We start from the raw sequence: 12830 nt of genomic DNA on the forward strand, positions 1-12830 counted from the left end.
TCAGGTAGGGGTTTCCAAACTCTAGGAGGTTTTCATGACTTTTGACTACGACCTGTTTGTAATTGGTGCTGGTTCAGGTGGACTAGCAGCAGCCAAAGCAGCTGCAAGCTTCGGCGCCCATGTTGGTATAGCAGAACACGAAGCTTTAGGCGGTACTTGTGCTAATCGTGGCTGCATACCAAAAAAACTGATTGTTTACGCTGCTGATTTTGCGCTACAAAATCAAATGGCGAACCGCTACGGATGGAGCGAATGTGATAATTATTTTGACTGGACGCGGTTTACTAAGTCAGTAGACAAGCACCTGGAAAGTCTCAACGACTCGTTTTCAAAACAGCTAGAGAAAGCAGGGATAGATGTAATAAACGGTTATGCAAGCTTTGTTGATAACCATACCCTCCAAGTAGGTGAGCGCAAAATTACGGCTGACAAAATTTTAATCGCTGTTGGCGCCCGCCCAAATTTACCAGATATTCCTGGTATTGAATTTGCCATAACATCGCGCGAGATGTTTCATCTACCTTACTTACCCAAACGCTTTGTAGTAATTGGCGGTGGTTATATTGGTGTAGAGTTTGCCAGCATGATGAACGCTTTAGGTTGTAAAGTTACCGTCATCAACAACGATGAACTAATTCTATCAGGGTTTGATGATGACGTTCGCTCTCGCATTCAGCAAGGTTTAACCCACCGAGGTATCAAGTTTTTTCACAACAGCACCGCAAAACAAATTAAACTTGGCGAGGATGGGTTGCTTGTAAATGTTAAAGGTGATAAACAAGCGACCGTTGCCGCTGACACTATTTTAGTTGCCACAGGGCGCCAGCCGAACCTCGAAAAGCTGAGTTTGGAAAAAGTTGGTGTCGAACTAGGTGAAAAAGGCACTATTAAAGTAAACGAGTACAGTTGCAGCAACATAGAAAATATTTTTGCAGTTGGTGACTGTTCGAGTAGTTTGCAGCTAACACCTGTAGCGAAAGCAGAAGGTGAAGCTTTTGCTAAAACTGTTTTTGGTAAGACACCCAAAACAGTAAACTATTCAGAAGTTCCGACTGCGGTGTTCTCCCGTCCAGAAGGTGCTAGTTTTGGAATCACCGAAAAACAAGCGCGCCAAAAATTTGGTGGTGATGCTGTAGAATGTTTCAGTACCGAATTCAAACCGCTATTATCACAATTTGGTGGTATAGATGAGAAAGCGATGATGAAAATCGTTGTTCAAAGTGAAAATCAACGAGTATTAGGCGCCCATATGGTAGGAGAACATGCTGCCGACATCATTCAAAGTTTAGGTGTCGCCATTAGAAAGGGTATCACCAAGCAAGATTTAGTGGAAACAATCGGTATTCACCCCACTACAGCCGAAGAATTCATGACCCTCTGATATAATCTGGTGGCACAGGTATCTTACCTGTGCTTTCAAATCCAGCATTAAATCGTATTTGTTTAACATATATATATAGATAAAATACGTCTTCAGTTTTGTATAGCCCAGGAACTTGTAATATGACATACGATTATGATTTGTTCGTTATTGGCGCCGGTTCAGGTGGTTTAGCAGCTTCCAAGCGTGCGGCAAGTTATGGGGCAAAAGTTGCAATTGCTGAAAATGATTTAGTTGGTGGTACATGCGTCATTCGGGGTTGTGTACCAAAAAAGCTGATGGTTTACGCTTCGCATTTTCCTGCGATATTCAAAGAAGCAGCTGGTTATGGTTGGAAAGTTGGTGACGCGGAATTAGACTGGGAACACTTTATTACATCCATTGATAAAGAAGTTCGGCGGTTGTCGCATTTGCATATCAACTTTTTGGAAAAAGCTGGAGTTGAATTAATCTCTGGCAAAGGTAAAATATTAGACCCTCACACTGTTGAAGTTGGCGATAAGAAATATACTGCTGACAAAATTTTAATCGCTGTCGGTGGGCGCCCAGTTAAACCAGATATGCCAGGTTTTGACTCATATGGCATTACATCGAACGAAATATTCCACCTCAAGGAGAAACCCAAGCACATTGTTATTGCCGGTGCTGGTTATATCGGAACTGAGTTTGCTTGCATCATGCGGGGTTTAGGATGTGAGGTAACTCAAATCACACGCGGGCAAAAAATTCTGAAAGGATTTGACGAAGATATTCGCGACAATATTGAAGAGGGCATGAAGAATCATGGTATCAACTTGATTCGTAATAATATTGTCAAACAGGTAGAGAAAATTGAATCCGGTTTAAAGTTGACTTTATCCGATGAAAACTTGGCGCCTTTAAATGCTGATGTCTTTTTAATTGCTACGGGAAGGGCGCCAAACGTAGACAATTTAGGCTTGGAAAATGCTGGAGTTGAATTAGTGGAAGGTTTAATTGAGGGACCGGGCTACAGTACAATGAGAGCCATTGCCGTTAATGAATATAGTCAAACTTCTCAGGAAAACATTTATGCTGTAGGTGATGTTACAGATAGAGTCAACCTAACTCCAGTTGCAATTGGTGAAGGACGTGCTTTTGCGGATAGTGAATTCAGTAATAACCGACGTGTTTTTAGTCACGATGACATTGCAACAGCCGTATTTAGCACACCCGAAGCAGCAACCGTTGGATTAACCGAAGAACAAGCTAAGGATAAATACGGAGATAATATTAAAATCTACAAAACTCGTTTCCGTCCAATGTACTATACCCTACCAGGTGCCGACGAACGAACAATGATGAAATTAATAGTCGATAGCGACACCGACCGAGTATTAGGCGCCCATATGGTAGGTGACAACGCTGCCGAAATTATCCAAGGAGTTGCCATCGCAGTCAAAATGCGCGCGACCAAAAAAGACTTCGATGCAACCGTTGGTATTCACCCATCAGCTGCTGAAGAATTCGTAACAATGAGATAAAAGTAGAAAGTGCTGAGTGCTGAGTGCTGAGTAAATATCCTAACTCTTAGCTCTTTACTCCTAATTCTCACTCCTCACTCCTCACTCAGCACTCAGCACTCAGCACTCATAACTATGCATTATATTTACCTACACGGGTTTGCGTCTAGCCCAAATTCAGTTAAAGCACGCGAAATCAAGTCATTTTTTGCCAATTTACAAATAGATATCAAAATCCCTGATTTAAACAACGGGGATTTTTCGCACTTAACCATCACTCGTCAACTCAAACAAGTAGAGAAATTGCTGTCAGATGGAACACCCGTAACACTTATTGGCTCAAGTTTAGGTGGTTTCACATCCGCTCACTTAGGTGAAAATAATCTTTGTGTGCAACGTCTTGTTCTACTTGCACCTGCTTTTAATTTTTTATCGCACTGGTTGCCTAAACTTGGTGAACAACAAGAGCGCTGGCAGCAAACCCAGTATAGGATGGTTTACCATCATGGCTCGCTGTCCGAGTTACCTTTACATTACGATTTTGTTACAGATGCCGCGCAGTATCAAGAAGAAAAATTACGGCGCCCAATACCAACTCTGATATTACACGGTATTAATGATGACGTTATACCAATTCAGGCTAGCAGAGACTTCGCGCGTTCCCGTCCTTGGGTGAAATTAATTGAACTAGACAGCGACCACGCACTGTTAAATGTAGTCTCAGAAATCAATATCGCGATTTCACAGTTTTGCCAGTTGCAATAATACTGTATAATCTTAAGTCCAAAATCCATTCATATACGCAGTAAAATCCAAAAATCCCTATGCTTCCTTATATTCGTCAAGACCTCGCACAGTTTAACAGTTACAAGCCTCATCCAGCAAGTGATACAGCTTCACCTGTAGCAACTGTGTTCGATAGACTTGATACCAATGAAAGTCCTTATGATTTGCCAGTTGAGTTAAAACAGAAGCTAGCTTTGAGTTATGAGCAACTTATTGAAACAAATCGTTACCCAGATGGTGGACACTCAGAACTAAAGCGCGCGATTGCCGAATATGTTAACGAATCAGTTGAGGCGCCATCAACTATCACTCAATCTAATATATCTATAGGTAATGGTTCTGATGAACTAATACGTTCACTGTTAATCGCTAGCTGCGTCGGAGGTAATGGTTCGATTTTAGTGGCAAATCCGACGTTTTCCATGTATGGGATTTTAGCGCAAACGCTCGGAGTTAACGTGGTCAACGTCGCGCGGAATCTTGATTTTGAAATTGATTTAGATGCGGCAACACTAGCGCTTTCTACGCAGCAAAATCCCCCAATACGGGCAATTTTCGTTGTTCATCCCAATTCTCCTACCGCGAATGCATTAACGAATAGAGAATTAGCATGGCTTAAAAGTATATCGGAACATATATTAATAGTTATTGACGAAGCTTATTTTGAGTTCAGCCAGAATACTCTTGTGTCAGAGCTATCTCAACATCCAAACTGGGTAGTGATGCGAACTTTTTCTAAAGCTTTTCGACTTGCTGCAATGCGCGTTGGATATTGCATCGCTCATCCAGAATTAATATCTGTTCTCGAAAAAGTCCGTTTACCTTACAATCTTCCTAGCTTTTCTATTGCTGCTGCATTACTCGCGATGCAAAATCGCAGCTTACTCCTTAAGGCAATACCCGAAATGATTAGTGAACGAGAGAAACTAAAAGCGGGTTTAGCACAACACTCACAATTAAAAGTTTGGGATAGCGCTGCTAATTTTGTTTATCTACAGCCAAAAATTAAAAAAACCGATTCGGTTGAGAATTATTTAACTTGTCTTGCTGAGGAATTGAGAGCGATGGGTACTTTGCTGCGTCAAACTGGGGGTGGGTTAAGAGTCACTGTTGGAACTCCTCAAGAAAATGCACGCACTTTGAGCAATATCAACAAAGTGTTAGAAAAGCTTATATAAAAGCTTTATTAATATCATTTTATTTATATTCAGTTCTCTGTAAAATAATTTTAATCATCAAACTTATTTTCGATATCACTAGCTGAACGACGCACCATTCCTACCGTTTGTGGTAATACACCGACTAGTAGTGCAAATGCTTCATCCGGCAATCGAGATACCATCTCTGACGGAAAATATTGCTCAAATTGGTCGAGAATCTTCAATACTCGCTTAGAAGCGACTGAAGACTCAGTAATTTGCTTTATTAATCGAATCCATTGGCGCCTAATTAAATATGCTTTTTGGCGTTCTTCATGAGTTTCAGGACTCAATAAAGAAAGATTACCAATTGGCAAGGCGTATAAGCAATCACGGTCATAGTCACCACCAACAGCAGCTCCAGGTCCTGCAAACTCGGCGTGGTAACGTTTAAACAATATTAGACCATTTCGCCTACGGCTGTTGACCATAAACACTTGACCGCTATGTAACATACTCAGAAAGTCCGAGCCATAAAATTGCTCCGTTCCATCTGGCGCTACAATATATTCGAGAAAACTGGTGTCAGGATAATAAGTTGATACCATAATAACCTGATAGCTTAACTTTTGGCTATCGATGTTTTTCTTAATTTATACAGTTAGTTCTAATGTGAACTTTCATGACGAATCTGGACAGTGGTAATCGCTGAGTTCTTCTTATTATCAATAATTTACTCAATTATTCAAGTTAGATAAGAACTAATCAATATCTTGAAATAATTTAGTAATCTTATTTTATGAGATTTAACTAATTTTGTCTTGATAAACAGAAGTTTTTCCTTAAAGTTTTTATAAAGTTGAATATCTAGATTACAAAGTTATGGTAAGAAATTCAAGCCCTTTTTCACGTATTATTACTGATGACAGTATGGAATTTTAATGAGTGTAAGTCTAATTCGACTATTTAACCATAAATAAGCATCTGCCTATCAAGTGATGAAAAAAACGTCAAAAAGTGGTTATTGGCTTGATAAAACCATTAATTTCATAATTAATCAACAATTTGAGACTTTATATTTTATAGTTTTATAATATTCTATAGTTTTGTAAAGTCTAGATAAAGAATAAAGACTTATTATCAAAACTCCTCAATTTCGCTCTTGTTAATGTAGAAACCAAGTTTTGAATAGCTAATTAGCTTAGAATGATTATACTTAACCCCTTACATCTTAATAGTTTACCTGTCCTAAGATATATTAATTCCAGGTGACATAATACTTTTGAGTAACATAGTTGTCTAATTGCTTTTAAATAATCTACGTCTTTAGATACATAAGTATCTGTGATCAAAGGAATTTATTGAATTATTATTAATGATACTTAACAATACTGTCTCTACGCACGATTATAGGCGGTCTGAACTCAAGCGCTTGTGTAAAAGTATTTGCCGCGCGCGTTTAAAGAAAAAGGGAGTAAACCCGGTTTCGACTTTATGTACACAGTATCCGAGCTTAAAATAAAGTTGACGCGCGGAATGATTATTTTCCAAGACATGGAGATAAATATCCTGAAATCCCCATTCAGTAGCAAGCTTTTCGCAACCGATAAGCAGACTGGAACCAACACCCTGCCTGCGATAGTTTTGGTGTACTGCTAAATTAGATAAATAAACAAAACTTTTACTTTTTTGTGCCCAAGCATCACTGTAACGCACACCCAATTCAACAGTGCCAGCCAAGCTATAGCAAGTTATAGTTGTATCAACCGCTACTAAACACGTATGGTATGGTGCGGGCGATGCCAAACGATGCCTCAAATCTTCATAAATGCCCAAGCGTAGGAGAGGTAAAGTCCATCCCCAAAACCCATGTGGCGAATGAAAACTGTCGGTGATAATTTGGGCAACATCATTTAAATCATGATACGTTGCATTACGTACTTGGAACGAGGACTCTGACGAGTGAGCAGCGTGAGAGTCAGGTTGGTAAGATGAATTGGAAAACCAGGGAATCAAGGTAAGTAGGTAATGATGATTGTACAAAAACAAGGTTATGTATTAACTGCGCTCTTGTTAGGAAGGAAAAAAGAACTATAATCACGCATTCTTTTTTCTTTGCTCCTGAGACAATATTACGTCCAAAACGTTAAAACAGGGGAGAAACCGATAAGTTGCCTAAAACTGTAAATGATGATTGCCCGCTCTTTGAAAGCCAAGAGTCCGTGTGAGTGGCGTTTTAAAGTAAAAACTATTTTCTCACAAATGTCTAATAATATACTTTGTACTTTCCGGAAGGAATGTAATATTTTTTACTTTACAATGAGCAAGATAAATAAAATTAACAGGGTAAATGTTAGTGTTGGGGCTTAAACGGGAAAACTTAATATGCGGATACATGTGGACAAGACAGTTAGTCGAGAGTAGCTGCATGTCCGCTTCAACTGTTCGAGCTTGGAGGTAAGGTAATTGGTACGCTTTCTCAAAATATTTTTTTACAGGGATAACACCAGTCACAAGTCCTGCCGGTGTACTCAAAAGCAAACTATGCAAGGCGATTGGGGTAAACTAACGTGAACACATACTTGATTAAAGTGCAGTTGTGCAGGCGCCAAGCCCTAACCACCGTTTGGTTCTGCGACACTTTTAACTTCTCTATTAACTTCTCTGTGTTTTATAACTTGAGGAGTAAGTTCATTATCCAAATACCGTTGCTTCAGGAAAGCGGTGCATGAAACCCCAAGCAAACAGTAAGCCCAAAATTTTAGTTGTTGACGACGAACCCGACAACCTTGATTTGCTTTACCGCACCTTCTATCGTGAATATAAGGTGATTAAAGCTAATTCAGGTCCTGAGGCGCTCGAATTATTGGCTATTGAAGGAGATATATCAGTCATCATCTCTGATCAACGAATGCCAATGATGAGCGGTACAGAATTTTTGAGTCTGACAGCTACACAGTATCCCGATATTATTCGGATTATTCTAACTGGCTATACCGATGTCGAAGACTTGGTAGAAGCGATTAATGCTGGTAAAGTATTTAAATATGTTACAAAGCCGTGGGAAGCGGAAGAATTAAAGGCTGTGGTACGCCAAGCTTTGGATACTCACAACGTCTTAAAAGCCCGCACTCGCGAACTGACGCGAACGTTGCGTCAGGAGTCACTACTAAATACAGTTACAAATACTATTCGCAGTGCCCTTGATTATCGGCAAATTTTACAAACGATTGTCGATACTGTTGGTCACATGCTCGAAGTCGATGTTTGTTTATTACGTCCAAATTTAAATGGACAGTTAGCAGACGAGGGTTTTATCTATCAAAAGGCGCCCCTGACCACCACGTCGGACAATGATTTGGAATCAAATAATGCATCTTCCCTCCTGGGTGAAACCGTTTGGGAAACGCGCGAGGTGCAAATCATTAATGATGTAAACAGTGATGAGCGTATCCAGGGTGAGGCACCCGAATTAACTAGTAGAGCAGAAGCGTTTGCAGCAGCAAATATCAGTTCGAGTTTGGTAGTGCCATTAATTCTTCGGCAAGAATTAATGGCGGTGTTAGCGCTACATCAATGTCACGAAGCTCGTATGTGGAGCGATGATGAAGTTAAACTGGTGATAATGGTGGCAGACCAAGCTGCCTTGGCGCTATCACAAGCTTACGCCTATGAACAGGTAAGGTCGCTAGCAAAACGAGAAGCACTCATTAACACAATTACGAGTGCCATTCGTTCCAGCCTTAACCAGCAAGATATTTTTGCTGCTATCACCCAACAACTTGGACAAGCTTTACAAGTAGACGGTTGCGTCTTGTCATTATGGACTGAGGACGATGAATATGTTAAGTGTGTCGGTTTATACGAAAGCGACGAATCTCATCTAGATAATAAAACTATACAAAAAGAACATGATATATTCTTAGATGAATTACCTCAATCTTCGGCGCCGATAAAAGGAAATCCAATACTACAACACATGTTACGAACACTCGAACCAGTTGTGGTAACGGATATGAATGACTGTACGCCAGAGTTAGCAGGGTTTAACTTACCTTTGCGAGGTCATTCGCGTTCATTAATAGTTGTACCTTTGCTGGCAGATGGGAAAAGTATTGGTAGCATAACGTTGCGAGAAGACAAAAAAGCTCGCAAATGGCATTTCTCAGAAATCGAGCTAGCGAAAGCTGTCGCTGCTCAAGCTGCAATTGCTGTGCAGCAGTCACGTTTGTACCAAAAAACGCGCGAACAAGCCGAACGGTTATTAGAATTGGACAAACAAAAAACTGAGTTTTTCCAAAACATCTCGCACGAGTTTCGGACACCAATCACACTAATTCAAGGGCCACTCGAATCAGCTGTTGCTAGTAAAGAAGGGTTATCTTACGCACAGAGTACTATTGCTCTACGTAACTCGCGTCGATTACTGCGACTTGTTAACCAGTTACTTGATTTACAACGTCTTGATGCGGGTCGGATGCAACCAACTTTCCGCAAGTGCGATTTGGTAGAATTTACCAGTCAGATAGTCGAGTCATTCCGCACCTACTGCGAGAAAAAAGGATTGCAGCTAATTAGTAACTTTGGTAAATGTCCACCTGTGTATTTGGATTTAGAAAAATTTGACAAGGTGGTTTATAACCTGCTGTCAAATGCGATGAAATTTACACCTGATGGTGGCACAATTTCCATTTCCTTAGTTGCAAATAGCTCTAACTGTATCCTCCAAGTTCAGGATACTGGTATCGGCATTGCGGCAGAACAACTTCCACACCTATTTGAGCGCTTCCGTCAAGCCGAAGGTTCGGAAAACCGTTCGTATGAAGGTAGCGGTTTAGGTTTGTCTTTGGTTAAAGAGCTAGTGGAACTTCATGGTGGTAAAGTCACAGTTAACTCAGTTTATGGTGAAGGAACAACCTTTACTATTAACTTACTTGCTGGAAGCGACCATTTGGCAACCGACCGCGTTATTGATGCACCTGCTGAGTTGGATATTAACCGTGCTTCCGTCGAACTGGCTGATTTAGAACTTGTAGATATTGATGAGACTCCTACGGGCGCCTATGATTTTTCTGAAGCTCATCAGGAAATTACTCCTACAGGACATACTATTCTCGTAGTTGACGATAATCCAGATTTACGGGGATATGTTTCGGGGATTTTACGCGCCAATGGGTATACGGTGCATACTGCTCGTAATGGCGCCCAAGGTTTCAAGAGTGCCCAAAATCTCAAACCAAGTTTGATTGTCACCGATTTAATGATGCCGTTGGTGACAGGACTGGAAATGATTGGCATGATTCGTAATGAAGCGAAATTAAAGGGAACACCAATTATTCTCTTAACCGCCAAAATCGACGAAGAAACCCGTATATCCGGTACGGAGTTAGGCGCCGATGCTTACTTGGCAAAACCCTTTAATGACCGTGAGTTACTTGCAGAAGTGCGAAATCTCGTCGCATTAAAGGAAAACGAACGCCGCGTTCTTGAATTAAATACGTACCTGACTGAATCTGTATTGCAGCGTTTTTTACCTCCTGCACTGGTACAAAAAGCCGCAGCAGGCAATTTAGTCCTCGATTTACGCCCTGAACCACGATTAATTACGGTGCTGTTTAGTGACATCGTAGGATTTACGCAGTTATCGAATACACTCAGGTCACGCAAAGTTGCGGAATTGCTCAACGAGTATCTCGAAACAATGACACGAGCAGTGTTTGACAATGGTGGAACCGTCGATAAGTTTATGGGAGATGCAATTTTGGCACTATTTGGGGCGCCTGAAGAAATGACACCTAACGAACAAGTGCGGCGAGCGATTAACACGGCAAGGGCAATGTTACGTTGTCTTGAAAAATTGAACCAACGCTGGCGAGACCAAGGAGTCTTTGATACTGATGGACGAAACGGTGTTTTGTTCCGCTGCGGTATCCATCAAGGTACGGCAGTAGTTGGAATGTTCGGTAGTTCTGAACGTGCGGACTATACAGCAATTGGTCCAAGCGTTAATATTGCCGCGCGCTTACAGCAAGTAGCGAAACCAGGAACTATTCTTGTTTCAGCAGCAGTTGCAGATTACCTGCAGGATGAAGAAATAATTAAAGGTAGTTCATTGGAACTAAAAGGAGTTGATGAGACAGTTTTAACTTTTGTAGTTACACCAGAAGTAGTAGCAAATCGCTAGAATGGCAAGTGTTTATTTATAATAACCGCCAGCGCGAAAATTTAATCAATGCCTGAATCGGTAGCTGATAAAACTCCAATACCAACAACAATCGAACGGCGCCACATTGACCCACCGGGTTTGTGGATAGCCATTCTGATTGGTTCTGTGGTGCTACACTCACTGTTAGTTTGGTTGATGTTATCATCCAAATTAAATTTGGTTAGTCGTAGGTCAAATGCTGGAGCAATACCAGTTCAAGTTGTAGAAGTTGTACCTAGAAAAACCAGAAACACCAAGAGAGTAATTGCACAAAAGCCCCAGGTACAACAACCATCGCAGCAAGTTCAGGTCAAAACGGCGCCTGTCCCAAAAGCACCCGTAGTTAGTGAGGTCAAACCAGTTCAAACGGAGACACAACCACAGGACACAATTGCCTTTACAAATGATGTAAAGAAAAAGAATACCAATAAAAAAATTGCATCGCCTAGGAAACCTGTAAGCAAGCAAACTCCTAAGAAACCTGTCGCCAAAACCTTGCGACCATTCCCTCGTACAAATACACAAGCTATCCAGCAAAAAAAATCACCTATAAAAAACAATCAGGTTGCACAAGTACCAAATATTAAAAACACTCCATTAAAAAATGCTCAACCAGCAAAAACACCTGTTAGACCTCCCACTCCTCAAAATACTCAACCAGTAAAACCACCTGTTAGACCTTCACGTCCTCAAAATACCCAACCAGCAAAACCACCTGTTAGACCTTCACGTCCTCAAAATACCCAACCAGCAGAACCACCTGTGAAGCAGGGTGCAGGTCAAAACATTGAACCTGCTCAACCCCCTGTGAATACTCAATCTCCAATTTCTCAAAATACTCAACCACCAGAGGCGCCTACAAAAAATCCAAATATTAATGATAATAACAGTGATATAAATAACAATCCTGATCGAACAGGCAGCAGAGAGAAAGATACTCCAAATTCTCCAGGTGAACGAATTTCTACACTACCCCAAAATAATACTGGACAGGCGCCATCAACTAATCCCTCTCCCGCGCGCACTAATAACACTCCATCTGAGGCGTCGCAGAGTACGGCAATAGTGGCAAATTTCACACCTTTAGGACGCGAAACACTACAAAATTTATTTGAACAAAAAAAAATTCGCACACCACTACCAGATAAAATACCTCAATACACAGGCAACACCTCGATTGATATTCCTGTCAAAGTTTTAACCGAAAGCGGTATCAAAATAGAAAAAGTCAATTTAGAAGTTGTGCTACCAATTGACGAAACAGGTAAATTATTAACTAGTGTGAAGTCTGGAACACAAGCAGCTGCCGTTAGACCAAGAATTATTCAAGCACAACCCCAATTAAACCCTGAAGATACAAAACGATACGAGCAGTTTTTGATAAAAATTTTCGAGCAAAAGCGATTTGAACCAGCCCAAGACGGAAAAGGAAAACCATTAGCAGGTGAATTAGCAGTTAGCTTAACCATCCAGCCCACCGATACTACAAACACAAAAGATAAATTACCAGGACGAATGCTTGACCCATAGCCAAAGTTTTGATATATTATATAGAGCGCAAATTTTAGAGTAGAAATTTGCGGGTGTAGTTTAGTGGTAAAACCTTAGCCTTCCAAGCTAATGATAGGGGTTCGATTCCCCTCACCCGCTTACTATTATAATATATATTGTCAGGCTTCTATGGCAGAATAGCATGAAGCTGAAATTTCGTTAGTATTTGGGAAAGGTCATTTTAATTGACAGTGAAAAATGTTTAAACATGAAGCCCTTATCATCGAGCTTACCAGCTTTAACAGTCAACTCAAGAACGATTAGCCCAGGAAGCTAGCATAAAAGTT

Annotated in this window: 8 protein-coding genes and 1 tRNA gene; 7 read left to right on the top strand and 2 right to left on the bottom strand. The window is 40.7% G+C overall.

What is annotated here, in order from left to right:
• The first annotated feature begins 34 nt into the window (after nucleotides 1-34).
• The 4 genes from gorA to AC2JBO_RS05800 all read left to right on the top strand — a co-directional run bounded on the left by gorA (nucleotide 35) and on the right by AC2JBO_RS05800 (nucleotide 4826).
• Nucleotides 35-1381, top strand: a complete 1347-nt coding sequence (gene gorA / locus AC2JBO_RS05785; protein WP_496952682.1) for a glutathione-disulfide reductase — start codon at nucleotides 35-37, stop codon at nucleotides 1379-1381.
• A 122-nt stretch (nucleotides 1382-1503) separates the two neighbouring features.
• The gene (gene gor / locus AC2JBO_RS05790; RefSeq protein ID WP_496952683.1) at nucleotides 1504-2883 is read left to right on the top strand and encodes a glutathione-disulfide reductase; all 1380 of its coding nucleotides are present in this window, start codon (nucleotides 1504-1506) and stop codon (nucleotides 2881-2883) included.
• A 114-nt stretch (nucleotides 2884-2997) separates the two neighbouring features.
• On the top strand, nucleotides 2998-3627 hold the full coding sequence (locus AC2JBO_RS05795; protein ID WP_496952684.1) for a YqiA/YcfP family alpha/beta fold hydrolase: 630 nt from the start codon (nucleotides 2998-3000) through the stop codon (nucleotides 3625-3627).
• Between the two features lie 59 nt (nucleotides 3628-3686).
• Nucleotides 3687-4826: a histidinol-phosphate transaminase gene (locus tag AC2JBO_RS05800; RefSeq protein ID WP_496952685.1), complete on the top strand. Its 1140-nt coding sequence runs from the start codon at nucleotides 3687-3689 to the stop codon at nucleotides 4824-4826.
• Nucleotides 4827-4876: 50 nt separating this feature from the next.
• On the opposite strand, the gene AC2JBO_RS05805 is transcribed toward AC2JBO_RS05800, so the two are convergent.
• Both AC2JBO_RS05805 and AC2JBO_RS05810 read right to left on the bottom strand, forming a co-directional pair.
• The gene (locus AC2JBO_RS05805) at nucleotides 4877-5428 is read right to left on the bottom strand and encodes a hypothetical protein (RefSeq protein ID WP_496952699.1); all 552 of its coding nucleotides are present in this window, start codon (nucleotides 5426-5428) and stop codon (nucleotides 4877-4879) included.
• 766 nt (nucleotides 5429-6194) lie between these two features.
• Complete coding sequence (locus AC2JBO_RS05810) at nucleotides 6195-6803, bottom strand: GNAT family N-acetyltransferase (protein ID WP_496952700.1); 609 nt, start codon at nucleotides 6801-6803, stop codon at nucleotides 6195-6197.
• Between the two features lie 712 nt (nucleotides 6804-7515).
• Here AC2JBO_RS05810 and AC2JBO_RS05815 point away from each other — a divergent pair.
• The 3 genes from AC2JBO_RS05815 (at nucleotide 7516) to AC2JBO_RS05825 (ending at nucleotide 12642) form a co-directional block, all read left to right on the top strand.
• Nucleotides 7516-10971, top strand: coding sequence for a response regulator (locus AC2JBO_RS05815; RefSeq protein ID WP_496952686.1), 3456 nt, complete (start codon nucleotides 7516-7518; stop codon nucleotides 10969-10971).
• A gap of 48 nt (nucleotides 10972-11019) precedes the next feature.
• On the top strand, nucleotides 11020-12522 hold the full coding sequence (locus AC2JBO_RS05820; RefSeq protein WP_496952687.1) for a hypothetical protein: 1503 nt from the start codon (nucleotides 11020-11022) through the stop codon (nucleotides 12520-12522).
• Nucleotides 12523-12571: 49 nt separating this feature from the next.
• Nucleotides 12572-12642 (top strand) — tRNA-Gly (locus AC2JBO_RS05825).
• Nucleotides 12643-12830: the final 188 nt, after the last annotated feature.

Source organism: Calothrix sp. CBUCES-K 9914, from assembly GCF_059640475.1.

Coding starts and splice junctions, on each gene's coding strand:
- AC2JBO_RS05800 (WP_496952685.1), top strand. CDS start 3,687: ATGCTTCCTTATATTCGTCAAGACCTCGCACAGTTTAACAGTTACAAG.
- gor (WP_496952683.1), top strand. CDS start 1,504: ATGACATACGATTATGATTTGTTCGTTATTGGCGCCGGTTCAGGTGGT.
- AC2JBO_RS05795 (WP_496952684.1), top strand. CDS start 2,998: ATGCATTATATTTACCTACACGGGTTTGCGTCTAGCCCAAATTCAGTT.
- gorA (WP_496952682.1), top strand. CDS start 35: ATGACTTTTGACTACGACCTGTTTGTAATTGGTGCTGGTTCAGGTGGA.
- AC2JBO_RS05820 (WP_496952687.1), top strand. CDS start 11,020: ATGCCTGAATCGGTAGCTGATAAAACTCCAATACCAACAACAATCGAA.
- AC2JBO_RS05815 (WP_496952686.1), top strand. CDS start 7,516: ATGAAACCCCAAGCAAACAGTAAGCCCAAAATTTTAGTTGTTGACGAC.